Genomic DNA, 23,168 nt, shown 5'->3' on the forward strand with positions numbered 1-23,168 from the left:
ATCCATCCGGAACAGGGGGTAGCTATGGAGTCCCATCGCAGCGTCACGAACGTGCCATTCGAGGAAATCCGGGTCGGCGCAGCCGAGGAGTGGACGGTCGTCCTGAACCGGACGCAGGTCGATCTGATGGCTCTCGTCTCCGGGGATGTGGATTCCTTTCATCTGGCCCCGGAGACGGGCGGCGGAGACCCAAAGCGGATCGAGACGACGGAGGCCGCCGGCTCCGAGGCCCTGCTGTCCGATCTGATCGGAACGCGCCTTCCCGGCCCCGGGACGAAGATCCTGAGCCGGGACATGAGATATGCCGGCGATGTCCGGGTGGGGGATTCGCTCACGGCCCGGGTCACCGTGACGGCGAAGCACGACACGGGCCGCCGCGTCATCCTGGATTGCCGGGTCGTCAACCAGGAGGGCCGGGAGCTGGTTGCCGGCACAACGGTCGTGGAGGCGCCGGAGAAAAGGCTTGCCTACAACGAAGTCGCGCCGGCCCACCTGGAACTGCGGAGGCGGGACGTCTTCGTGAACCTTTTCCGGGCCTGCAGTGCCTGCGGACCCGTCACCTGCGCCGTTGCGCACCCCTGCGACCGCGACTCCCTTGCGGGGGCCCTCCTGGCGGCCGAGCGGGGGATCATCATCCCGGTTCTGGTCGGCCCCGAGGAGAAAATTCGCCACACCGCCGTGGAGACGGGGATCGACCTGGGGGGCCAGCGGATCGTCGCGGTGCCCCACAGCCACGCGGCGGCGGCGAAGGCCGTCGAGATGGCCCGCCGGGGCGAGGTGGAGTCGATCATGAAGGGGAGCCTCCACACCGACGAGCTGATGGGGGCCGTCGTGCCGTCCGCCTCGGGACTCCGGACCGGACGGCGGATCAGCCACGCCTTTATCCTGGATGTTCCCGCCTACCCCAAGATGCTCATGATGACCGACGCGGCGGTCAACCTCTTTCCCGGACTCGAGGACAAGCGGGACATCATCCAGAACGCCATCGATCTGGCGGTGGTGCTGGGGATCGCGACGCCGCGGGTGGGCATCCTCTCCGCCGTGGAGACGGTCACCTCCCGGATCCCCTCCACGCTCGACGCGGCGGCCCTGTGCAAGATGGCCGACCGGGGCCAGATCCGGGGCGGCATCCTCGACGGACCGCTGGCTTACGACAATGCCATCAGCGCCCGGGCCGCGAAGACCAAGGGAATCGAATCCCCCGTCAGCGGCGAGGCGGACATCCTCCTGGCACCGGACATCGAGTCGGCCAACATGCTCCTGAAGCAGCTCACCTACCTGGCGGGGGCGGAAGGCGCCGGGATCGTGCTGGGAACCCGGGTCCCGATCATCCTCACCAGCCGGGCCGACTCCGTGCGGACGAGGCTGGCCTCGGCGGCTCTCATGGCCATTGTCGCCCGGACGGCCCGGGGGCCGGCCGCCCTTCCAGCGACGTGAGGGAAGACGGCCGTCAACGGGGGCACAGCAGGGAACACCCATGAAATTTCTTCCTTCCGTCCTCAGCTCCTTTCTCGACAGCGAGAGCACCCGGCAAAACACCCGGATGCTCCTGCGCTACTGCCTCGTCCTGTTCACCATGGTCACCGTCTACAGCGTGATCTTCCATCTGATCATGGCGGCGGAGGGACAGGATCATTCCTGGATCACCGGGTTCTACTGGACCCTGGTCGTCATGAGCACCCTCGGGTTCGGCGACATCACCTTCCATTCGGACCTGGGGCGCCTCTTCTCCATCCTGGTCCTTTTCTCCGGGGTCATCTTCCTCCTGGTCCTGCTCCCCTTCACGTTCATCAAGTTCTTCTTCGCACCCTGGATCGAGGCGGAGACCCGCAAGCGCTATCCCCGCGAGCTGCCGCCGGGAACGAGGAACCACGTCATCATCACGTCCCACGATGCGGTCACCGCGGCGCTGATCGAGAAACTGAAGACCTACAAGCGGGAATATGTCGTCGTCGTCGATGAGTACGAAAAGTCCAAGGACCTGTACGACGCAGGCGTGCGGGTCGCCATCGGCCACATCGACGACCCGGAGACATACCGGAAGATGCGGGCCGACCGGGCCGCCCTCGTTGTCGCCACCAACCGCGACGAGGTGAATACCAACATTGCCTTCACCGTCCGGGAACTGAACGAGACGGTCCCCATCATCGCCACCGCCGATTCCCCCCATTCCGTGGACATCCTTTACCTCGCGGGGTGTTCGCGGGTCCTCGAACTGACGGAGATTCTGGGACGCTCCCTGGCGGGGTGGACCCTGGGCGGCGACTTCCGGTCCAACATCCTGGGGCGTTTCGACAACCTCCTGATCGCCCAGGCCCCCGCCGTCAGCACTCCCCTGGTGGGAAAGACCCTGGCCGAGAGCCGGCTTCGGGAGAAGATCGGAGTGGCCGTCGTCGCCATCTGGGAGCGGGGCCGGATCGAGGTGCCCGGACCGGATACGGTGATCCAGCGCTCCACCTCCCTGCTGTTTGCCGGCACGGAGGAGCAGATCGCCCATTATGACGAGGTGTATTCTTTCTATCAACTGAGTCGCCATGCCGGCGATGCGGTGATCATCATCGGCGGCGGGCGTGTCGGGAAAGCCATCGGCGAGCAGTTCAAGGAGCGGGGCGTGGACTTTCTCATCATTGAAAAGAACCCCCGGCGGACCGAGGAAGACGCCCTTTACATCACCGGAGACGCCGCGGACATCGGAACCCTCAAAAAGGCCTGGATCGAAAAGGCTCCCGCCGCCCTGATCACCACCCATGACGACGCGACGAACATCTACCTGACGAAGTATCTCCGGAGCCTGCGTCCGGACATGCAGATCATCTGCCGGGCCAACGCCGACAGGAACATCTCGACCCTGCACCGCGCGGGAGCGGATTTCGTCATGTCCTATGCCTCCCTGGGGGCCGATGCCATCTTCCATTACATGGGAAGGGAAGACATGTTCCTCCTCGCGGAGGGACTCAATATTTTCCGGCTTCCCACGCCCCCCTCCCTCGTGGGGAAAACCCTCGCCCAGTCCCGGGTGCGCCCGCTTACGGGGTGCACCGTTGTCGGCATCCGGAAAGAAGGCGGCGATGTGACCATCAATCCGGATCCGTTCCTGCTCGTGGAGGAAAACTCCGAGCTGATCCTGATCGGTACCCCGGACGCGGAGCTGACGTTCTCCCGCACCTACCTGTGAGGATCCCGAAAGCCGGGATTCCGAAAGACGGTTGAAAACGTCCGCCCTTTCGGGTACCTTTGAACAACTATTTTGTACAGGGAGAGACTCGTTCATGAAGCAGCTGTACCTGTCGGAAACGAACCGGAAAATCGGCGGTGTCTGCGGAGGGGTCGGGGAATATTTCGATCGGGATCCCACCTTCATCCGGATCCTTTTTGTTCTGCTGACCCTGTTTTCCTTCGGATTCGGGATCCTGGCCTATATCGCCATGTGGCTCATCATTCCCAGGCGGCCGGAGGGGATCCCGCAGGATTGACGGATTCCGGCGGACCGGGTCGGAAGAAGATCGGTGGACGGCACCGGGATGGGCCATGGAGCATGAAAGGAGAAACGACATGAAACGAATCGGAAGCCTGGCAGCGGTTGCAATGGTCCTGGCGCTTCTGTGCGGCTGTGCCGCCTTTGCCGGGAAGGCCGGCCAGATCAAGGCGGACGTGGAGGCGGCCCGCATGTTCGAAGCGGACTCCTGCCGTGCCGATTATGCCTGGTATGCAAGCGGCTCCCACACGTATCCGAATGCGATCATCGGGATCCGGAAGGACCTGAAGCTCGTGGACGACACGCTGTGGCGGCGGCTGGAAATGAATCCCAAAACGTGCCGCGAACTGGTGACCGGGGTCCAGGACAGGGCCCGGGAGGTCGGCCAGATGCCTTACGGCTTTTCGATCCTCAACGACCGGGGGGAGCGGATCGGGATCTGGTATTCCATCCTTCCGGCCCGGACGGGGGCCCGGATGCTGGATGACAAAACGGTGCTCCTGTACACGCCAGACATCGACACCTACGATCGGTATGAAAAGGACCGCGGGGACTAGCCCCGCGTTTTATCCGGACCGGCCGGCGGAGAGGAGGCAGAGATGAAAGAGCGTCTGAATGCACTGGAAGTGGCCCTGAACAACGAGATGCAGGAGCACCGGTTCTACCTGGAACACGCCCGGAAAAGCACGAATCCCGTGGGAAGGGCGATGTTCGAGCAGATCGCCGCAGAAGAAATGGAGCACTATGCGCGGCTCAGGGAGCTGCACGGGAAATGGCTGAAGGAAGAAAAGTGGCCCGAGACCGTGCCCCTGAACGTGAAGGACACGGCGGTGAAGGACGTCCTGGCGAAGATGGTCCGGGAGGCCGGCCGGGGGCCTGCCGGCGACAAAGGCGACATGGAGGCCCTCGAGACGGCGATCGAGTTCGAGGCCAACGGAGCGCTTTATTACGCCCGGCTCCGGGACCAGGTGACGGATCCCCGCGAGAAAGCCTTCTTCAACCTCCTGGCCGACATCGAGCACGAACACTTCGTCTCGCTGAAGGATACGCAGGAATACCTGGCCGATCCGGCCGGCTGGTTCCGAATGAGGGAGAAGGGCGGTCTCGACGGGGGATGACCAGGAAGGATGGCCCGGCAGTTCGAATGGCCGGTTCCGTTACTTCCGGGCTCCCTTCATCTCCGACAACAGTTCACAAGCGCGCCGGTTCTTCAGAACGCAGGCGCTCTCCAGGTCCCGCCTAGCCTGATCGAAGCGGCCCGATTTCCGGCAAGCGAGGGCCCGGTTGTAAATGGCATCGCTGTAGTCGGGTTTCAGCCGCAGGGCGGCGTCGTAGTCGGAGATGGCCAGTTCGGCGCGCTGGATCGCTTCATACGTCAGGCCGCGTCCGTTGTAAGCCTCTGCGAATGTAGGATCCAGTTCGATGGAACGGCTGTAGTTCGCCACGGCAATCTCCAGCATTCCCTTTGCCAAATATTCGTTGGCCTTCTCGAAGTATTTCCGGGCCTCCACCCGGTCGCCGGGAAGCGCGGGGGCCGTCGTCAGCGGCTCCCGCCGCGGCGCGGATTCCGTGTCGGGGCTTACGCGCGGCGGCTCGACCGCCGGCGCCGGGGGGTCCGGACGAACGGGAGGCGGCGCGGTCCGGATGGCTTCTTCCGGATCAGGTTCTTCCTGAAGCTCTCCCCAGGTAATCCCGCCCGTTTTTTTTACCGGTCCGTTCTTTGCCTCGCCTGACGCCGGTGCTCTCCTGACGGAGAGGGCCGCCGGCTGGGCCGCCTTCGAGGCGTTCGCGGGCGGTTCCGTCCACGTGGGAAGCGCCGCCGGTCCGGGCTTCGGCTTGCAGACATCGTTGCGGCAGGGGACCGCCGGTGAAGGTTCGGCCGGTTTGGCCGACTTGACGGGTTCGGCGGCGGGGGGCTGCCGGACCGCTTCGGCCGCTTTGGGCGGCCCCACCGGTTCCGTGCTCGTTACATCGGGAAAGAAAATTTTGCCTTTTGCGGAGGTTTCCGGCTTCGGGGCGGGGGTCGCCCGCTCCGCAGGCGGGGGAGCCGGAGGTTTCGCCGCCACCGGTGGCGTCCGGGATTTCGCCGTCGACACTCCGGTCCGCTCAACCGCCGTATATTTGGAAACTCCCTGCTCTTTCAGGCGAATCGCCTGCTTCCCGGCCGCCGCTTCGTCGGCGTACGGTCCCACGTACACCCTCCACCAGGTTCCCTTCCGGGGCAGGACGACTTTCCGGGAATACGCCGGCCATCCTTTTGCGGCCAGCTGCCGGATGTGCTTGATCGCATGGATTTCCTGCCGGAACGACGAAATGTGGATGCTGAAGGCGCCGTCCGCTGCCGGGGCGACCGCCGCAGCAAGCGCTCCCGGTGAGGAGCAGAAAAAGACAAGCAGGACGGCGCAGACCCAGAGACGGGCGGCCTTCAGCAATCCGCAGTGCATGACGGGGTGTTCATTCTGCCGTGCCATGGATGCATCCTCCTGACCGCGGGTGCGGATGCCCGTTCCTATACCACAACGCGGCCCTGTCTTCACGGGTTTCGCGGCCCTTCTTCCTCCGGCCCGGATGCCGGAGAAGCCGTTTCCAGCGCCTCGATCCGCTGGCCGAGGTCGCTCCAGCGTTCGTAAAGCGCCTCCAGGTCGACCTGGAGGCGCCGCAATTCGCCATGGAGAATCTTCGCCCGGTCCCCGTTCCGGAGGACCGCGGGGTCGCACAGCATCTCCTCGCGGGACGTTCTGTCCGCCTCCAGGGTGCCGATTCGCTCCTCCGTCTGCGTGAACTCCTTCTTCAGGGCGCTCCGGGTGCGATACAGGCGGTTCCGCTCCTCCGCTGCGAGACGGCGTGCTTCCTTCTGCGGCAGCTCCCGGATTCCCTCCGCCGTCGGTCCCGCCCCATCCTTTTCCCCGGCTTGCTCGATCGCCCGCTTCTCGATGAAATACGAGTAGTTTCCAGCATATTCGTGGAGGCATCCGTCCCGGATTTCGAGGACCCGGTTCACCATGCGGTCAAGGAAGAAGCGGTCGTGGGAGACGATGATGACAGAGCCCGAGTATTGAAGGAGGGCGTCCTGGAACAAATCCTTTGTCTTGACATCCAGGTGGTTCGTCGGCTCGTCGAGAATGAGGAGGTTCGTGTCCTGGAGGATCAGCTTCAGGAGGGCCAGGCGGGATTTTTCGCCGCCCGAGAGAACCCGGACGGGCTTGTGGATGTCGTCTCCGGAAAAGAGAAACGCCCCCAGGAGGTTCCTTCGTTCCTGGTCGGTGCCGCGGGTCCCGGCGTCGCGGACCTCTTCCCAGGCGGTCCGCCCGTAGTCCAGGTTTTCCGCGCTCTCCTGGGAAAAGAAGCCGATCTGCACGTTCAGGCCGCGGTCGACGGCGCCCGACGAAGGCTCCTCGTCTCCGCTCAGGATTCTCGTCAAGGTGGATTTCCCGGAACCGTTGACGCCGACCAGGGCCATCCGGTCGCCTCGCGCGACGGTGAAGCGGAGGCCGCGGAAAACCTCCAGCGGGCCGTAGGATTTCGAGAGATCGCGGACGGTCAGGACCTCGCGTCCGCTCCGGGGCGCTTCGGGGAAACGGATCGTGACCGTCCGCGCATCTCCAGGGTCCTCGAAGACCTCCAGGCGCTCCAGCCGCTTGATGCGGCTCTGGACCTGCCTGGCCTTGGTGGCCTTGTAGCGGAAGCGCTCGACGAACTCCCAGGTCCGCCGGATCTCGCCCTCCCGGCGCAGCCGCTCCTGCTCCAGGGCTTCCCTCCGGCGCTCCCGTTCAGCCAGGAATGCCGTGTAGCCGCCCTTGAAGACGGATATCCTGCCGCCTGCCAGTTCTGCGATCTGGTCGACCATGCGGTCCAGGAAAATCCGGTCGTGAGAGACGGTAATCAGTGTCCCCGGGTAATTCCCGAGATACCCCTCGAGCCACTCCATGCTCTCCGTGTCCAGGTGGTTCGTCGGCTCATCCAGAAGCATGACGGCCGGATCGGAGAGAAGGATGACCGACAGGAGGATCCGCATCTTCCAGCCGCCGGAAAAATCGGAGCAGGCCTTGCCGAAATCGTTCTCCCGGAAGCCGAGGCCGCGAAGAACCTGCCGCGCCCGGGACTCGAAGCCGTAGCCGCCCCGGTTGCGGAACACCGTAAGCAGGTTTTCGTATCGTTCCAGGACGGCCGTCGGGGGGGAAGAATGGCTGGAGATTTCCTCTTCGCAGAGACGGATGGAACGTTCCAGGTCCCCCATGCCCGTGCGGTCCTTGATGTAGTCCGTCAGAGGAACCGCTTCGAGTTCCACCAGGTCCTGGGGAAGGTATCCGACGGCCCGGTCCCGGCGGCCGGCCACGTCGATGGAACCCTCGTCCGGCTCGACCTGGCCCAGGATGGCCCGAAGCAGCGTGGTTTTGCCGGTTCCGTTGTCCCCTACGAGCCCGATCCGGCTCCGTTCGGTGATGGTCCAGTCGATGCCGCCGAAGAGGACCTTGGCTCCGAAGGAGAGGCGGAGGTTCCGTATGAAAATCAAATGGATGACCGCCTTACTTGGTTTTTTGCATCTGGGCGATCAGGTCCTCGAGGGAGGAATTCTCTTCGATGGTGAGATGGTAGTCTCCCGCCTCTGCGTCCGCCGCTTGACCGGTCTCCTTGAGTGGCGTGATGGGAAAGAGCGTCTCCTGCTCATTTTCGCCGGGTACAGGCGCTGCGGGCGTTTGCCGTCGGGCTGTTCCCGAACGGAGGATCGGCGGCGTGTAGTCGGGAGATTCCGGCGGCAGTGCGGAGGGACGGAAGACCGACGAGGGGGGTACAAACTGGTTCCGGTAGTTCAGATAATCCGTCAGGTAGGCTTCACTGGTGAACATCCCTTCACCCTTGGCGGTCTGCATGGCGCTCTCGATCTGGGAGACCTTGTTGTCCCGGATGAGTGAACGGATTGCCTGGTTGCTCCGCATGATCGTCAGCAGCGGGACCTGGAAGCCGGTGCTTTCCAGGAACTGCAGGTGCTGAACGACGATCAGGAGCAGGCTCGTCGAGAGCTGGTTGCGGACCTCCGTCTGGGCCTCGATGGGGAAGGCGTTGCAGATGCGGTAGATGGCCTCCTCGGGGGTGGCGGAGTGCAGCGAGGCGATGACCAGGTGTCCCGACTCGGCCGCGTCGAGGGTCAGGCGCATGACCTGGCGTTCCCGGAGCTCGCCGACGACGATGACGTCCGGGTCCTCCCGCAGGACGTCCAGGAGTCCCTGCTCGAAGGAAATCATGTGGGTCCCCAGTTCCCGCTGTTCCACGAAGGAGCGCTTGGAGGTGAAGCGGTACTCGATGGGATCCTCCAGGGTGATGATGTGGACGGGGCGGGTCTCGTTGACCTCTTCCACCATGGCCGCGATCGTTGTGGATTTTCCGCTGCCGGTGGGACCGCAGACAAGGATCAGTCCCGCCTCGTTGTGGCAGTACTGCTGGATGGTGGGATGGATGTTCAGGTTGTTCAGCCGCGGTACCGTTCCCGGCAGCAGGCGGACGGCGAGGCTGAAGCCCCGGAGGGTCACGAAGGCGTTCATCCGCAGACGCGAATTGCTGACGGTCCGGGCAAAGTCGACGGACAGGCGTGTTCTGAGCCGGTGGAGAAGTTCCCCCTTGACCAGCCAGGCAATGAGGTTGTCCATGTCCTCGTGGGTCCAGCTGAGACGGTGGTCGAACTGGATGCGTCCATTCTTCCGGAAGACCAGGGGGGAACCGCCGCAGATGTGAATATCCGAATAGCCCTCCCGCATGGCCATGGCGATCAATTCCTTAAACTGCTTTTCCAGTACCGCTGAACTTCTTTTATTCATGGTTTAGGCTCCTATGTAGGCCCGTTTGACCTCTTCGTTGTGGAGCAGGTTGTCCGCCGTTCCTTCCAGCGTAATCCGGCCGTTTTCCATAACATAACCCCGGTGGGCCACCCGAAGGGCCATATGGGCATTCTGCTCCACCAGGAAGATGGGTGTTCCGTTCTCGTGGTTGATTTTCCGGATGATCTCGAAAATCAGTTTCACGTACATCGGCGCCAGTCCCAGGGAAGGTTCGTCCATCAGGAGCAGGCGCGGCCTCGCCATGAGCGCCCGGGAGATGGCCAGCATCTGCTGTTCCCCGCCGCTCAAGGTCCCGCCGGGCTGGTGGCGGCGCTGGGCGAGAATCGGGAACAGGTCGAAGACGTACTCCAGGTCCTTCCGGATGCCGTCCCGGTCTTTCCGCAGAAAGGCGCCCATGTCCAGGTTCTCCGTGACCGTCAGGTGCGGAAAGATCCTCCGCCCCTCGGGGACCTGGGAGAGCCCCAGGGCGACAATGGCGTCGGGACTCAGCTGTGTGAGCGGCCGGTTCATGAACAGAATCTCCCCGGAACGCGGGGGCACGATTCCCGAGATGGACATCAGGGTCGTCGTTTTTCCCGCCCCGTTGGCCCCGATGAGGGTGATGATCTCCCCTTCCCGGAGGATCATGTTCACGTCCTTCAGGGCCTGAATGTTGCCATAATACGTCTGGACGTTTCTCAATTCCAGCATGAATTCAACCCGCCGATCCGTATAGCAGGAAAATGCTATAAAACCAATTGCCGATCCCGTCAAGCATCGAACTCTTCCCCGAGGTATGCCTTGATCACAACCGGATTTTCCCAGATCTCCGCCGCGGTTCCCTCGGCGATTTTCTTTCCGTAGTCCAGGACAAAGATCCGGTTGGAGATGCTCATGACCATTCTCATGTCGTGCTCGATCATGAGAATGGCGATCCTTTCCTCGTTTTTGATCTTCAGGATCAGCTCCTCCAGGTCTGCCGTCTCCCGGGGATTCATGCCCGCCGCCGGTTCGTCCAGGAGCAGAAGGAAGGGCTCCGTCGCCAGGGCACGGGCGATCTCCAGGCGCCGCTGGTCTCCATAAGGGAGGTTGCGGGCCAGGGCGTTCGCCGAGTCGGCCAGGCCCATCCGTTCGAGGATGGCGTAGCTCCGGGTTACGACGGCCTTTTCCTCGTTCCGGGTGCCCCGGTTCCGGAAAACGGCACCCAGGACGCCCGCCTTCGTCCGGCAGTGGCGCCCCACCATGACGTTTTCCAGGACGGTCATGTCGGGGAACAGTCGGATGTTCTGGAACGTCCGGGCAAGCCCGCGGGCCGTCACCTTGTGGACCGGCATACCGTTGATCCGCTTCCGCTTTCCCGCCGACGGGGAGATGAAGACGTCTCCTTCACTGGGCGGGTAGATGCCTGTTATGCAGTTGAAAAAGGTCGTCTTGCCGGCGCCGTTGGGACCGATGAGGGCGCAGATTTCCCCCTGCCGGACCTCCAGGTCCACCCGGTCGAGGGCCTTGATGCCCCCGAAGTTCATGGTCAGGTTTTTCGTTTCCAGGATCGTTTCCATGGCCTTCTCAAGCCGGCGTGCCGGATGCGCCGTTCTGCTTCCGGTCGAAATGGTATTCGTAGGTCCGGCGGATATTTGTGATGATCCCCTGGGGACGGAAGATCATCATGACGACCATGATCGTTCCGAACAGCAGCATCCGGTAGTCGCTGAAGGCCCGCAGGTATTCCGGCATCAGGATCAGGAGGAAGGAGGCCAGAATCACCCCCAGGGTGGAGCCCATGCCTCCCAGGACCACGATCGAGAGGATCATGGCCGATTCCAGGAACGTGAAACTTGCGGGATTCACGAAGGTCGTCTTGGCGGCAAAGACGACCCCCATCATGCCCGCCCAGGTGGAGCCGAGGGCGAAGGCCGTCATCTTCGCCATGGTCTTGTTCACTCCCATGGCCTCGCAGGCCACTTCGTCCTCCCGGAGGGCGAGCCAGGCCCTGCCGATCCGGGAGTTCTGGAGACGGTTTGTGACGAAAATGGTGAACAGTACAAAGGCGATCATGAGGAAATACAGGTAGATCGTGGCTTCTTCCAGATTCAGCTCCAAGCCGAAAAACCCCGGACGGGGGATTTCCGAAATTCCGCTGGGACCGGAGGAAAACTCGCTCCAGTTCTCCAGGACGAGCCGGGTGATCTCGCCGAATCCCAGGGTCACAATGGCCAGATAGTCGCCTCGGAGGCGCAGCACCGGGAAGCCCAGCAGCAGGCCGAAGATCATCGCCATCAGCGCGCCCAGGGGCAGGGCCGTCCAGAAGCCGATTCCGAAGTGCTGGTAGAGCAGGGCGTAGGTATAGGCGCCCACAGCGTAAAAGGCCGCGTAACCGAGGTGGAGGAGCCCCGCCTGGCCCACGACGATGTTGAGGCCCAGGCCGAGGACGACGTACATCAGGGCCGTTGTCATGATGTTCACCTGGTAGGTGGATGAGAGGAAGGGGAATGCGATGGCTACAACGGCCGTGAAAAGCAGTGCACCCCGGGAGAATCGGGCGTCCCGGGCGATCCTGAGCAGGAAGCTCTTTTTCTCCGCTGTTCCCTCCCCGGTATTCCGCTTGCCCGACGCGGCCTTCCCGATGAAGTACCGCCACACGAAAGACAGGACGAAGCTCCCGATTCCCACGTAGAACATGTTTTGCCAGCGCCAGATGATGGTTTTTTCGATGGTGTTCACCTGGATGACCAGGATGGGGAAGGTGAGAAACATGAACCAGAAGGCGATGACGATGGATTCACGGAGTTCGGCGAGCCGTTTCATGAATCCCCCCTATACCTTCTGCGTGGTGGACCGGCCCAGGAGACCCGAGGGCCGGAAGATGAGGATCAGGACCAGGAGCGCGAAGGCGAAGACGTCTTCGTAGTCGCTGGAGACGTAGCCCGTGGCGAAACTCTCGGTCCACCCCAGGACAAGCGAACCGAGGACCGCGCCGGGGATACTCCCGATCCCGCCGAGAACGGCGGCGGTGAAGGCCTTGATGCCGGCGATGAAGCCGATGTAGAAGTTGATCCGGCCGATGTGGGAGGCGATGAGGACGCCGCCGACGGCGGCCAGGGAGGAGCCGATGATGAAGGTCATCGAGATGATGCGGTTCACATTGACCCCTACGAGCATCGCCATGTTCCGGTCTTGGGCGGTGGCCCGCATGGCCTTGCCGATCCTCGTGAACTTGATGAGGATCGTCAGCAGGATCATGACGACCGCCGTGGTGGCGACGATGATGAACTCCGTCGAGCCCATGATGTGCGCATATGGCTCCATGAACGGAAGTTCCGGAAGCAGGTTCGGAAAAGGAAGGAAATCGGAGGTCTGGGCCAGCATGACATAGTTCTGGAGAAAGATGGACATGCCGATGGCGCTGATGAGGGGCGAGAGCCGGGAAGCCCCGCGGAGGGGCTTGTAGGCGATCTTCTCCACCGTGAAGCCGTGGCAGGCCGAATACAGGACCGCCACGAGAAACGCCAGGACCAGCACGGATATGCCGCTCATGCCGCTCATGGCCAGGACAGTGGCCACGATGAGGGCCGTAAAGGCCCCGATCATATAGATCTCGCCATGGGCGAAGTTGATCAGTTCGATGATACCGTACACCATCGTATAGCCCAGGGCGATCAATGCATAAATGCTGCCCCGGGTCAGACCGCCGACAAACAGTTCGACAAAATAATCCATGGTCCTCACGGAAAGAAGGGCCTTCCGGCGCGCAAGGCCGGAAGGCCCCTGTTCATGGTTCCCCGCGGACGGCGGAGAACCCCTTCGGATCGTTTATCGGACTTCTACGTAAGTCCCTTTTTTCACCTCGTACATGGCAAAGCCGACGCCGATGGCGTCGCCCCTGTTGTCAAACCGGATCTTGCCCACGGGCGTGTTCACATAGTTCGTCCGGAGAGCCTTCACGAGTGCATTGTATTCCGTGGATTTCGCCTTTTGGATTGCATTCACGACCGCCAGGGCGGCGGCGTACCCCTCCAGGAAAAAGGCGCCCGGGTCGGAGTTGTAGGCCTTCTTGTGGGCGGCGATGGCGGCGATGGCCAGGGGGTTCTTCTTCGTGTCCTTCGGTCCGGAGGCATAGACGCCCTCGGCGTATTTGCCGGCCACCTTGATGAAGGTGTCGTCCTTCACGCCGTCGTCGGAGATGAACAGGGTCTTCATGTTCTTCTTCCTCATCTGGGCGACGATGGAAGAGGCTTCGGGATGATATCCTCCGTAAATCACCGCTTCCGCTCCGGACTGCCTGATCTTGTTGACCACGGCCGAGTAATCCACGGCACCGGGGGTGACCCCCTCGAAGAGGACCACACGGGCCTTTTTCCCGTCCTCGATGAATTTCCTGGCGAACTCGGCGAAGCCCTTGCCGTAATCCCCCTTGTCATGGAGAACGGCGATTTTGGTCACCTTCAGTCTGTTCACAGCGAACTCGACGCCCAGTTTGGCCTGGGCGTCATCGGAGGCGATGGTGCGGAAAAAGTTGGGATATCTTCCGCTCTGGGTCAGCTCCGGGTTGGTCGCCGAGGGCGAGACGGCGATCAGTTTGGCGTCCTTGTAGATTCCCAGGGCCGTTTTGGTCGCTCCGCTGCAGATATGGCCGATGACCACGTCGGCCTTTCTCGAGACCAGTTTCGTGGCCGTGTTGGTTGCCACTTCGGGCTTGCAGACGTCATCCTCGATGAGGAGTTCGATCTTCCTGCCCAGAACGCCTCCCCTGGCGTTGATGTCATTGACCACGAGCTCGACGGCCTTCACCGTCGGGAGGCCGTAGGAAGCCAGGTCTCCGCTGTGGGCGCCTGCCACGCCGATCTTGATCGTCTCGGCGGCCGGGGCCGGGCCGGCCAGGGCAAAAACGAGACAAAGTGCGGATACTCCGAGAAGAAAGCGCTTCATCATGATAATCCTCCTTTTCAGGATTTGAAGTCTTGGCGATACCCCCACCTCCGGAACGTAAGCCGCATGCCATCCACCTTCCCGGCGGAAGCTTGCCCCTGCAGGGCAGTTACGGTTAATGGTGCAACCTCGTATGGGGGGACAGGAGAATGACCGCCTACCACATTTCCGTCCCTCCGTCAAACGGGATGACATCATGAATGTGCCGGTTATGACGATGCAATTTCGCATCACGCCTCGGGGGAGACCCCGCAGCCCGGAGGGGATGTATTTGTGTTGCCACGAAATCCATGTTCATGTTACACGAAGCTGCAGAAAAAGACGGAATACAAAAGGAGCACCCGGATCATGCACATGGCCGATGCGTTGATAAACCCCGCCGTCGGCGGGGCCATGTGGGCGGCGACGGCCGGCCTGACGGCTTACTCGGCGCGGAAGATCAAAACGAACATGGACGAACGGACGATTCCTCTCATGGGCGTACTCGGGGCTTTCATCTTCGCGGCGCAGATGATCAATTTCACGATCCCGGCCACGGGCTCCAGCGGTCATCTCGGTGGGGGAATGATCCTGGCGATGCTGCTGGGTCCCCATGCCGCCTTTCTCACCATGGCCTCCGTCCTGGCCGTCCAGGCCCTCTTTTTCGCCGACGGCGGCCTTCTCGCTCTGGGATGCAACATCTTCAATCTGGGTTTTTTCCCCTGTTTCGTCGCCTATCCCCTGCTGTGCCGAAAGATTCTCGGGAAAAACCCCACGCCGGGGAAAATTCTGGCCGGCGCCACCGTGTCCTCCATCATCGCCCTGCAGCTGGGGGCCTTCGCCGTCGTCCTCGAGACGGTCGCCTCGGGCATCAGCGAGCTGCCCTTCACCACGTTTGTCCTCCTCATGCAGCCGATTCACCTGGCCATCGGAGTCGTGGAGGGTCTGGCGACCGCCGCAGTCATTACGTTCGTCTGGAACGCCCGGCCCGAAGTGCTGCAGGCTGCCTCGGGGAGCCATGCCGCCGGTTTTCCCATGAAGAAAATCCTGGTCGGCCTCGCGGTGGTCGCCGTGCTCACCGGCGGCGTCCTGTCCTGGTTTGCCTCTACAAACCCCGACGGACTCGAGTGGTCCATGCTTCGCACGGCGGGGAAGGAGGAGCTGTCCGCTTCCGGAAGCTCCGCCCATTCGGTTCTTGCACGCATCCAGGAAAAAATCGCGATCCTGCCCGACTACGGATTCCGGGCAGCGCCCGTGGAAGGCAAGACGGGGGCCCGCGAGGGAGAATCGTGGCCCGGCGTCCGTGCGGGCCGCTCCGTGGCGGGAATCGTCGGCGGCGGCTTGACCCTGCTCTTGGCGGGCATGATCGGGATCGTCCTGAGGCGGGCGAGCCAGCCCGGAAGGAGCAGGCCGACGTCCGAACGATGAGGGATCGCGTTATGCCAGCGGGATATCGGAAGAAAAACATGCCGGCGGGAGCAGCGCTCCCATGAGCGGCGCCGGTCAGGCCCTCGGTTCCATGAGGGGTCTGGAAGGCCTCGGCAGGGCGGATGCCTCCGCCCTTCGGGTGGATCCCCGCGCCATGATCGTCACGACGTTTCTCTTCATTGCCGTTGTCTCCTCCTTCGGCAAGTATGACCTCCTCGGGCTCCTTCCGCTCACCCTCTATCCCGTGTCCCTTATGGCCCTGGGGCGCGTTTCCTTCCGGCGGATCGGCCTGCGGCTTCTCATCGTCTCCCCCTTCGCCGTCATGATCGGGATCTTCAATCCCGTTTTCGACAGCCGCATCGTTGCAGAGCTCGGTCCTTTCGCCGTTTCGGGAGGGTGGATTTCCTTCGCTTCCATCCTGGTCAAGTTTCTGCTGACGGTGAGCGCCGCGCTCATCCTGGTGGCGGTCTGCGGATTCGACGCCGTGTGTTTCGGACTGGAAAAAATGGGGGTGCCGAAGATCTTCGTCTCCCAGCTCCTGTTCCTGAACCGGTATATCCACGTGGCGGCGGACGAAGCGGGACGCATGCTGCGGGCTCACGCGCTCCGGTCCTTCCGCCGGGAGGGCCTGTCCATCCGGGTTTTCGGCTCCCTGGCGGGACAGCTCCTGCTCCGCTCCCTCGACCGGGCGCAGCGGATCTACAACGCCATGATCTCCAGAGGATTTTCCGGCCGGATCCGCCTTCTGCGGGAGCGATCCCTCGGGATCGGCGACGTCCTCTTCGCGCTTCTCTGGATCTCGTTTTTCCTGTTCGTGCGTCTTTACAACATCCCCCTGTGGATCGGGACGTTCGTTCTCGGGAGCAGCGCATGAGCCATCATATCGTCGAATTGAGGGACGTTGAATTTGCGTATCCGGACGGAACACCGGCGCTCCGGAGGGTTTCCTTCCGGATCGTCCACGGCGAGTCCGTCGGGCTGATCGGCGCCAACGGGGCGGGTAAATCGACGCTGCTGCTTCATCTCAACGGATGCCTCTTCCCGGCGGGCGGAACCGTGCAGGTCGGCGATTATCCCCTGACCCGGAAAAACGTGGACGACGTGCGCCGCCGGGTGGGCATGGTCTTCCAGGATCCCGACGACCAGCTGTTCATGCCCCGCGTGTTTGACGACGTGGCCTTCGGCCCCCTGAACCTGGGACTGCCGCGGGAGGAGGTGGAAATCCGCGTCCATGACGCGCTCCGGCAGGTCGGCGCGGACCACCTGGCCGACCGGCCGCCCTACAAGATCTCCGGGGGAGAGAAGCGCGCCGCCGCCATCGCCACGGTGCTGTCCATGTCGCCGGACATCCTGGTCATGGACGAGCCGAGCTCCGGGCTCGATCCCCTTTCCCGGAGGCAGCTCATCGGGCTCCTCATGAACTTCCGGCACACAAAGATCATTGCCACCCACGATCTCGATCTCGTTCTGGACGTCTGCGAACGCACGATCGTCCTCAACGGCGGGCGCGTCGCCGCCGACGGTCCGACCGCGGAGATCTTCCGTGACGAGGCTCTCCTCAAGGTCAACCACCTGGAGAAGCCGCTCCGGATGCAACCGCTGCCGGACTGTTGAAAAATACCCGTCTGCTTCTTATCCCTGGTCCCTCGCCACTCGACATCAATCCGTCCGATTGACATGCGAAGCCTTCCCCCTTATACTCCCGCCCGCAGGGCGAGATCGCCGATCCGGCGCCGTTCAGCCTGTGCGATGTCAGGTTCCGAGCCATATTCCCGTTTCCCCTTTGACAGGTGCGGAAAACCGCCCGGGAGAATCCTATGAAAAAGAAAATCCTGATGGTTGTCGGCATCTTGGCCGCGATTGTCATCCTGGTTGCCGGCTACGTGCTTGGACGGTTCCTGATCGAGGTCCGGAAGATGACGCCGGTGCCCACCGGCGAGGTCGTTCCGGGCGTGTTCGCCATTCAGGACGACTACGTGAACCTTTACCTGATCAAGGGAAAGGACGGCTATGTCATGATTGACGGGGGCGATAAAGCCGCCGCCGTCGAGGAAGGCCTCCGTCAACTCGGCATTCCGAAGGACAGGATCAGCGCCGTCTTTCTGACCCATTCCGACAGCGATCACAGTGCGGCCCTGAAGGTACTCGGAGACGTCCCGCTCTTCGTCGGGTCCGAGGAAGAACGGATCATCAAGGGTCCCCAGTACCGCATGTATTTCATGCGAAACTCGCTGCCGGACCGGCGCAGGCTCCTCGCCGGCGGCGAGACGGTCGACAGCGGCGGCTTGATCGTGCAGGTGTTCCGTACGCCCGGACACACGCCGGGCTCGCGCTGCTATCTCGTCAACGGCCGTTGGCTCTTCACGGGGGACACGATCAGCCTGAAGGACGGCAAGGCGGGTCCCTTCGTGGAGCTGTTCAACATGGATACGGCGACCGAGATCGGCTCCATCGGGAAGATCGCAGCGCTTAAGGGCGTGGAGGCGGTCTTTACGGGGCATCACGGCTTTACAAAGGATTTCCCGGGGGCTTTCGCTGACTGGCAGAAATGAAAGGGTCCGATCTGTTTTCTTTTGCGAAGGGTTCCGTTCTTTTGTCCCGGAACCGCAATCGGGCCGGCAGCAGCAAGGAGGAGGAAAGGAAGCCATGAGCGGGAAGTCCTGCGGTCTGATCATCGTTCTGTGCCTGCTGGTCCTTGGCGGGCCCATCTCCACAGGCTGGTCCTACGACAATGGCGTCAAGGTGCGGACCGTCCTGAAATCGACCACCGCCGGCAACGGTCAACCGCTGGAATACATGCGGACGGACCGGCCCGAGGTCACGGCAGCCGTCGTCGAGATCGCTCCCGGAGCGCAGACTGGATGGCATCTCCACCGGGTTCCCGTCTATGCCTATGTGCTGGAGGGAACCCTGAAGGTCCTCATGGGCGACGGAACCGCGCTCACCTTTGAAAAGGGGCAGGCGATCCTGGAGGTCCAAAACACCGCCCACAACGGGGTCAACATCGGGAAAGAGCCGGTCCGGCTCATCGTCTTCTACACGGGGGCCGTGGGGGAGCCCCTGTCGGAGAAGCTGGAGCGTTGATTCCGGATGGCGCGTGCAATACAACCGTTCTGTGAATCCAGACCGAGAAAGGAGCAAATGGGGATGGAAGATGTCTTTGTTGTCAGTGCGGTAAGGACGCCGGTGGGGCGCCAGGGCGGTTATCTGCGGGAGTGGACGGCCCCGGAGATGCTCGGGGCGGTGCTGGACGAGGTGGCCCGCCGGATCGATCTCGATCCGGTCCTGGTGGACGACGTCGTCAGCGGGACGGTCTACCAGGTGGGGGAGCAGGGCTTCACGCTGGCCCGCTCGGGGATCCTGGCCTCGAAGAAGTTCCCCTTCAGCGTCCCCGGCATTTCGGTGAACCGGCAGTGCGGAAGCAGCCTCAGTGCGATCCAGATCGCCCACGGCATGATCGCTTCAGGGACCATGGACATCGTGATCGCCAGCGGGTGCGAGTTCATGACGAAGTACACGATGTTTTCGGACCTGAACGGGACGCTGTACACGGGCAAGCCCATGGGGAACCCCTTCGGGAAATGGTACACGGAGAAGTACGGCCGGGCGGACCAGATCGTAGCGGCCCAGATGATCGCCGACAAATGGGAGATCACCCGGGAGGAGTGCCACGACTTCGCCATCGCGAGCCACCAGAAGGCGCACAAGGCGACCGTCGGCGGGTATTTCAAGAAGGAGATCCTGCCGATGAAGGGCCTGGACAAGGACGGGAATGCGGTCGTCCAGGACACCGACGAGCCCATCCGCCCCTCGACGAATCACGAGACCCTCAATTCCCTGAAGGTCCTGCCGAACACGAAATGGATCACCGTGGGAATCTCGAGCACGATCACCGACGGGGCCTCCGCCGTGGTCCTGATGAGCGAAAAGCGGATGAAGGAGCTGAAGCTGACGCCCCTGGCCCGGATCGTGGCCAACGCCGTGATCGGGTCGGAGCCGCAGATCATGCTGACGGGCCCCATCTACGCGACGCCGAAGGTGCTGGAGAAGGCGGGGATGAAGATGGACGACATCGACATTTTCGAGATCAACGAGGCCTTCGCGCCGATTCCGCTGGCCTGGGTGAAGGAGCTGAAGGCGGATCCGGAGAAGCTCAACGTGAACGGCGGAGCGCTCGCCCTGGGGCATCCGGTGGGGAACTCGGGATGCCGGCTGTCCGTCACGGCGATCCATGAGCTTCGGCGGCGCCAGGCCCGATACGCCCTGGTCTCGCTCTGCACGGGCGGCGGAATGGCTCCGGCGACGATCTTCGAGAGAGTATAACGGCCGCGCTCCCGCGGATGATCGGCTTGTCCGGGGCGCGGGGGCTGTCACGGGGGCTTCCGTGGACAGAAGCGGGATGGAGTAAGAAAGGGGACGGATTTCAAATCCGTCCCCTTTTCAATCTGTCCGATGAAGTTTGTCAGAGGGCTGTTAAAAAAAATGGCCGGATGCAAGGCCCCCGACGTCCCGGGCTGCAAGGTGCACTCCAGGTACGCTGAACAGCGAAGGATGAGGAGCACGCCGCAGACGATCCTTTTTCAACAGCACGTCCCCTAGAACTTGTCGATGTCGATTCCAACCTGCATCGCAAGCCGGTAGGATTTTCCCTTGCAATAGATGCCGAGGCCGAAGATGCCGACGGAAGCAACCAGGGCGATGACGAGCCAGGTGATCCAGTCGCCCGCAGAGTCACTCTGTGCATAGGCGAAAAATAGCGCCGGGATGCAGAGCATCGTCATCAAAAGCCCCGTATGATAAAGGCGGTCGCCCACGATCCACCAGGCGGCGGCCCGAGGCGACCGTTTTCTCATTTTCTCGTAAAGCGGGTAATCCCGCGAAGGGCTCATCGCGCGAAGAATGACAATGACTTCATTTTGACCTTATACGTATTGCCGGATCATCATCAGGTTTTCGTTGTTCTTCCGGATGGGTGCTTCGCGGCGGTGAGCAAGATCAGAGCGATAAGAAAAGCGTATGCTTTTTTCACAATTCATTCCTTTTTTATACCCCGTTAATACCTGGCATACGCTTATGATTGAATTGGTACAAAAGGACAAGGGGAATTGTATGTGTCTATTTTTTACGTAATGACATTAATGACATGAATCGTGTTTCCATGAGCATTTGCTTAAGTAAACATATCTTAAGAAACTTGACATTTGTCACTCCGCCGGGCAAAGTCCATCCACCCGGCAGCTGAACGGGACTTCTTCTTCAAGCTGTTTGCTATGATTATCGCTGTGCCTGCCAACGGGTGTTGTGGATCCCCGTGTACAGCAATCACTCCATCACTGGGAGAATCGCTTCTGCCATAGCACCTCAAAATCGATTTGTTCCAATATATTGCATTGATTCTGGTATGCATGGACGCAATGCCGTTCTGATGTTTGTCGTACAAAATCAATGAGTTGCTGTCGCAGAAGGGTTGAGGTTGTGCCAGGGATTTGAAAGTCTCCGGATGGTTGTGATCTTCTCGAAGAGGGTGACGTTCAGGGTTTTCCCTATGATGGCAACCGGGGTACAGGCTGCGTGATCCGGCTCGATGCCGGAAGAAGCGGAGGCTGGGAGCGTTCGAGACCCGGCGGGAACGGAGGCGGACAAGACCGGGAAGGGTTTTCAGAGCGGTCAGGAGCATTTTGGTAACAAGCGAATCGCAATCAGCAGGTCCGGCCACTCCGAGAAACGAATGTCCGGTCGGCAGTGATTCTTTGTCAATCTGTGAGTCATCTGTGGGTCGCGATTTTGTATAATGATACGTAAAAGAGACAGACGAAAGACACTTCTCAGAAGCGATATGAAATGAACGGTTTAGGCCGCATCGAAAAATGAACGTCGGTACAGCAGCATAAGGACGGTGTCTTTGTATCGGTAGCGGATCAGCTGTCACGGGAAGGGCATCTTGTCTGAACATAACATGGGAAAGGGTAAATTCATGAAAAACGGCATGATTTTTCGGTGCATTCGCAGGAGAGGGACCGTCCGGCTTGGCCCGGGAGGAGCCGGCGCCCTCGTGATCCTGGCATTGATTGTCTGCTCTACGACCGCTTTTGCCGAAGACCTGCTCGGGGTGTACGGGCTGGCACTCAAGAACGATCCCCGCTTCGTCGGCGCACGCTATGAGCGCGACGCCTCGGCTGAAAAACTGAGCCAGGCCAGGGCGGGGCTCCTGCCGAAGCTGACGGCCGAGGGCGTGTATACCCAGACGAGGCAGAATATCATCAGCAGCGACAACACCGTCTACGGCCAGGGATCATCGACCTTTCCCACGACGGAGTATTCCATTACGCTTGTTCAGCCCCTGTTCAACATGGCTTCCTGGGCCAGCCTGAAGCGTGCCCGGGCAACGGTCAAGGGCGCGGATTTGAAACTGGAAACGGCCAAGCAGGATCTGATGGTCCGTCTGGCCAGGTCCTACCTCAGCGCCCTGGCAACCCGCGACAACCTGGAATTCATCAGTGTCGAAGAGGCAGCGGTAAGCCGTTATCACGACCTGGTCACCGGCAGATTCAGCTCCGGCCTGACGTCGAGGACGGATTTTCTCGATGCCAAGGCACGCCTGTCGGATGTGAAGGCCAGAAAGATCGCAGCCCAGAGCAACCAGGACGATGCATTTCAGTCGCTCCGGGAAATTGTCGGCCAGGACATCGTGAAGTTGGCCCCTATCCGTGAGGACCTGCCGCTGGTGCATCCGGATCCGAACAATATCGATACCTGGATCGATGCCACGGTGAAGCAGAATCCCTCCCTGGAGATGCAGCGCCAGGCCGTGGAAGAGGCGCAGCATGAAATTCGGAGGCAGCAGGCCGGGCATTACCCCTTCCTGAACCTGGAAGCGGAATACGACCGGACCAAGACGGAAGGCACTCTTTTCGGGGGCGGGAGCGAGGTCGAAACGGCCTATGCTCTTGTTCGCCTCAGCGTACCGATCTTCGAGGGCGGCATCGTGAATTCCCGCACCCGGGAGGCCAGGAGCCTCCACCAGGCTGCCGTCCAGGAAGAGGAGCGCCAGACGAGGGCCGCCAGGAAGGAAACGAGGGCGGCCTACCTCGGCGTCGTCAGCGCCATCGATCGGGTGAAGGCCCTCCGGGAGGCCGTGGAGGCGCAGCAAATGGTCCTGGAGGCCAAGAGGGAAGGATACCGGTCCGGTCTCTACACGGTTCTGGCCGTACTGGATGCGGAGCGGGATCTCTACAGGGCGCGCCGGGATTACGCGGTGGCGCGTTACGATTACATCATGAACAGTCTCCGCCTGAAGAAGGCGGTGGGAACCCTGAACGACGGGGATATCGCCTCCATCAACGATTGGTTCGTCAAGGAGCGGTGAGGCCGTCGAGATTAAAAAAGAGCATCGACGCCGCCTTCGCAGAGGGCATCGTTGATCCTGCCGGGCCGGGAGCGGATGTGCATCCCGTCCCGGGACGCTTTTTTTGATATTGTGAGTCCGTTCCCCTTCATCCCGGAGGTCCGTGCCGGGAACTTTGCGGACTCCCTGAGAGGCAATACCG

Annotated in this window: 21 protein-coding genes; 12 read left to right on the top strand and 9 right to left on the bottom strand. The window is 61.8% G+C overall.

Features of this window, described 5'->3' with window-relative positions; translation table 11 throughout:
• Positions 1-24: 24 nt before the first annotated feature.
• From HPY65_05370 to HPY65_05390, 5 genes are all read left to right on the top strand, one after another.
• The gene (locus tag HPY65_05370) at positions 25-1,437 is read left to right on the top strand and encodes a bifunctional enoyl-CoA hydratase/phosphate acetyltransferase (protein NPU83898.1); all 1,413 of its coding nucleotides are present in this window, start codon (positions 25-27) and stop codon (positions 1,435-1,437) included.
• A 40-nt stretch (positions 1,438-1,477) separates the two neighbouring features.
• On the top strand, positions 1,478-3,175 hold the full coding sequence (locus HPY65_05375; GenBank protein NPU83899.1) for a potassium channel protein: 1,698 nt from the start codon (positions 1,478-1,480) through the stop codon (positions 3,173-3,175).
• A 94-nt stretch (positions 3,176-3,269) separates the two neighbouring features.
• Entirely contained in the window at positions 3,270-3,473 is a 204-nt protein-coding gene (locus HPY65_05380; GenBank protein NPU83900.1) for a PspC domain-containing protein, read from the top strand.
• A 79-nt stretch (positions 3,474-3,552) separates the two neighbouring features.
• Positions 3,553-4,032 (top strand): hypothetical protein, encoded by a 480-nt coding sequence (locus tag HPY65_05385; protein ID NPU83901.1) that lies wholly within the window; start codon positions 3,553-3,555, stop codon positions 4,030-4,032.
• Between the two features lie 42 nt (positions 4,033-4,074).
• Entirely contained in the window at positions 4,075-4,593 is a 519-nt protein-coding gene (locus tag HPY65_05390; GenBank protein ID NPU83902.1) for a ferritin family protein, read from the top strand.
• A 39-nt stretch (positions 4,594-4,632) separates the two neighbouring features.
• Here HPY65_05390 and HPY65_05395 read toward each other — a convergent pair whose 3' ends face one another.
• From HPY65_05395 to HPY65_05430, 8 genes are all read right to left on the bottom strand, one after another.
• Positions 4,633-5,946: a tetratricopeptide repeat protein gene (locus tag HPY65_05395; protein NPU83903.1), complete on the bottom strand. Its 1,314-nt coding sequence runs from the start codon at positions 5,944-5,946 to the stop codon at positions 4,633-4,635.
• Between the two features lie 62 nt (positions 5,947-6,008).
• Positions 6,009-7,988 carry an ABC-F family ATP-binding cassette domain-containing protein gene (locus HPY65_05400; GenBank protein NPU83904.1) on the bottom strand — a complete coding sequence of 660 codons (1,980 nt, stop codon included), beginning with the start codon at positions 7,986-7,988 and terminating at the stop codon, positions 6,009-6,011.
• Between the two features lie 13 nt (positions 7,989-8,001).
• The gene (locus tag HPY65_05405) at positions 8,002-9,288 is read right to left on the bottom strand and encodes a PilT/PilU family type 4a pilus ATPase (protein ID NPU83905.1); all 1,287 of its coding nucleotides are present in this window, start codon (positions 9,286-9,288) and stop codon (positions 8,002-8,004) included.
• A gap of 3 nt (positions 9,289-9,291) precedes the next feature.
• Positions 9,292-9,999, bottom strand: coding sequence for an ABC transporter ATP-binding protein (locus HPY65_05410; protein NPU83906.1), 708 nt, complete (start codon positions 9,997-9,999; stop codon positions 9,292-9,294).
• Between the two features lie 59 nt (positions 10,000-10,058).
• Positions 10,059-10,847: an ABC transporter ATP-binding protein gene (locus tag HPY65_05415; protein ID NPU83907.1), complete on the bottom strand. Its 789-nt coding sequence runs from the start codon at positions 10,845-10,847 to the stop codon at positions 10,059-10,061.
• A gap of 7 nt (positions 10,848-10,854) precedes the next feature.
• Positions 10,855-12,093 (bottom strand): branched-chain amino acid ABC transporter permease, encoded by a 1,239-nt coding sequence (locus HPY65_05420; protein NPU83908.1) that lies wholly within the window; start codon positions 12,091-12,093, stop codon positions 10,855-10,857.
• Positions 12,094-12,102: 9 nt separating this feature from the next.
• On the bottom strand, positions 12,103-13,005 hold the full coding sequence (locus HPY65_05425; GenBank protein NPU83909.1) for a branched-chain amino acid ABC transporter permease LivH: 903 nt from the start codon (positions 13,003-13,005) through the stop codon (positions 12,103-12,105).
• 93 nt (positions 13,006-13,098) lie between these two features.
• Positions 13,099-14,217, bottom strand: coding sequence for a branched-chain amino acid ABC transporter substrate-binding protein (locus tag HPY65_05430; protein NPU83910.1), 1,119 nt, complete (start codon positions 14,215-14,217; stop codon positions 13,099-13,101).
• A gap of 345 nt (positions 14,218-14,562) precedes the next feature.
• Here HPY65_05430 and HPY65_05435 point away from each other — a divergent pair, with 345 nt between their 5' ends.
• The 6 genes from HPY65_05435 (at position 14,563) to HPY65_05460 (ending at position 19,944) form a co-directional block, all read left to right on the top strand.
• A complete protein-coding gene (locus HPY65_05435; GenBank protein NPU83911.1) occupies positions 14,563-15,621 on the top strand; it encodes a cobalamin biosynthesis protein CbiM in 1,059 nt (352 codons plus the stop codon).
• Positions 15,622-15,682: 61 nt separating this feature from the next.
• Entirely contained in the window at positions 15,683-16,495 is an 813-nt protein-coding gene (gene cbiQ, locus HPY65_05440) for a cobalt ECF transporter T component CbiQ (protein ID NPU83912.1), read from the top strand.
• On the top strand, positions 16,492-17,235 hold the full coding sequence (locus tag HPY65_05445; GenBank protein NPU83913.1) for an ABC transporter ATP-binding protein: 744 nt from the start codon (positions 16,492-16,494) through the stop codon (positions 17,233-17,235). Before cbiQ ends, HPY65_05445 begins: the two co-directional genes overlap by 4 nt.
• A gap of 203 nt (positions 17,236-17,438) precedes the next feature.
• Positions 17,439-18,173 (top strand): MBL fold metallo-hydrolase, encoded by a 735-nt coding sequence (locus HPY65_05450; protein ID NPU83914.1) that lies wholly within the window; start codon positions 17,439-17,441, stop codon positions 18,171-18,173.
• Positions 18,174-18,267: 94 nt separating this feature from the next.
• The gene (locus tag HPY65_05455) at positions 18,268-18,705 is read left to right on the top strand and encodes a cupin domain-containing protein (protein ID NPU83915.1); all 438 of its coding nucleotides are present in this window, start codon (positions 18,268-18,270) and stop codon (positions 18,703-18,705) included.
• Positions 18,706-18,768: 63 nt separating this feature from the next.
• The gene (locus HPY65_05460; GenBank protein NPU83916.1) at positions 18,769-19,944 is read left to right on the top strand and encodes a thiolase family protein; all 1,176 of its coding nucleotides are present in this window, start codon (positions 18,769-18,771) and stop codon (positions 19,942-19,944) included.
• Positions 19,945-20,216: 272 nt separating this feature from the next.
• Here the strand turns inward: HPY65_05460 and HPY65_05465 are convergent, their stop codons facing one another.
• The gene (locus HPY65_05465; GenBank protein NPU83917.1) at positions 20,217-20,474 is read right to left on the bottom strand and encodes a hypothetical protein; all 258 of its coding nucleotides are present in this window, start codon (positions 20,472-20,474) and stop codon (positions 20,217-20,219) included.
• A 1,121-nt stretch (positions 20,475-21,595) separates the two neighbouring features.
• On the opposite strand from HPY65_05465, the gene HPY65_05470 reads away from it, so the two are divergent.
• A complete protein-coding gene (locus tag HPY65_05470) occupies positions 21,596-22,987 on the top strand; it encodes a TolC family outer membrane protein (protein ID NPU83918.1) in 1,392 nt (463 codons plus the stop codon).
• The last annotated feature ends 181 nt before the right edge of the window (positions 22,988-23,168 follow it).

This window comes from Syntrophaceae bacterium (genome assembly GCA_013177825.1).
Taxonomy (GTDB): domain Bacteria; phylum Desulfobacterota; class Syntrophia; order Syntrophales; family PHBD01; genus PHBD01.

Coding starts and splice junctions, on each gene's coding strand:
- HPY65_05370 (NPU83898.1), top strand. CDS start 25: ATGGAGTCCCATCGCAGCGTCACGAACGTGCCATTCGAGGAAATCCGG.
- HPY65_05375 (NPU83899.1), top strand. CDS start 1,478: ATGAAATTTCTTCCTTCCGTCCTCAGCTCCTTTCTCGACAGCGAGAGC.
- HPY65_05380 (NPU83900.1), top strand. CDS start 3,270: ATGAAGCAGCTGTACCTGTCGGAAACGAACCGGAAAATCGGCGGTGTC.
- HPY65_05385 (NPU83901.1), top strand. CDS start 3,553: ATGAAACGAATCGGAAGCCTGGCAGCGGTTGCAATGGTCCTGGCGCTT.
- HPY65_05390 (NPU83902.1), top strand. CDS start 4,075: ATGAAAGAGCGTCTGAATGCACTGGAAGTGGCCCTGAACAACGAGATG.
- HPY65_05395 (NPU83903.1), bottom strand. CDS start 5,946: ATGGCACGGCAGAATGAACACCCCGTCATGCACTGCGGATTGCTGAAG.
- HPY65_05405 (NPU83905.1), bottom strand. CDS start 9,288: ATGAATAAAAGAAGTTCAGCGGTACTGGAAAAGCAGTTTAAGGAATTG.
- HPY65_05410 (NPU83906.1), bottom strand. CDS start 9,999: ATGCTGGAATTGAGAAACGTCCAGACGTATTATGGCAACATTCAGGCC.
- HPY65_05415 (NPU83907.1), bottom strand. CDS start 10,847: ATGGAAACGATCCTGGAAACGAAAAACCTGACCATGAACTTCGGGGGC.
- HPY65_05420 (NPU83908.1), bottom strand. CDS start 12,093: ATGAAACGGCTCGCCGAACTCCGTGAATCCATCGTCATCGCCTTCTGG.
- HPY65_05425 (NPU83909.1), bottom strand. CDS start 13,005: ATGGATTATTTTGTCGAACTGTTTGTCGGCGGTCTGACCCGGGGCAGC.
- HPY65_05430 (NPU83910.1), bottom strand. CDS start 14,217: ATGATGAAGCGCTTTCTTCTCGGAGTATCCGCACTTTGTCTCGTTTTT.
- HPY65_05435 (NPU83911.1), top strand. CDS start 14,563: ATGCACATGGCCGATGCGTTGATAAACCCCGCCGTCGGCGGGGCCATG.
- cbiQ (NPU83912.1), top strand. CDS start 15,683: ATGAGCGGCGCCGGTCAGGCCCTCGGTTCCATGAGGGGTCTGGAAGGC.
- HPY65_05445 (NPU83913.1), top strand. CDS start 16,492: ATGAGCCATCATATCGTCGAATTGAGGGACGTTGAATTTGCGTATCCG.
- HPY65_05450 (NPU83914.1), top strand. CDS start 17,439: ATGAAAAAGAAAATCCTGATGGTTGTCGGCATCTTGGCCGCGATTGTC.
- HPY65_05455 (NPU83915.1), top strand. CDS start 18,268: ATGAGCGGGAAGTCCTGCGGTCTGATCATCGTTCTGTGCCTGCTGGTC.
- HPY65_05460 (NPU83916.1), top strand. CDS start 18,769: ATGGAAGATGTCTTTGTTGTCAGTGCGGTAAGGACGCCGGTGGGGCGC.
- HPY65_05465 (NPU83917.1), bottom strand. CDS start 20,474: ATGAGAAAACGGTCGCCTCGGGCCGCCGCCTGGTGGATCGTGGGCGAC.
- HPY65_05470 (NPU83918.1), top strand. CDS start 21,596: ATGAAAAACGGCATGATTTTTCGGTGCATTCGCAGGAGAGGGACCGTC.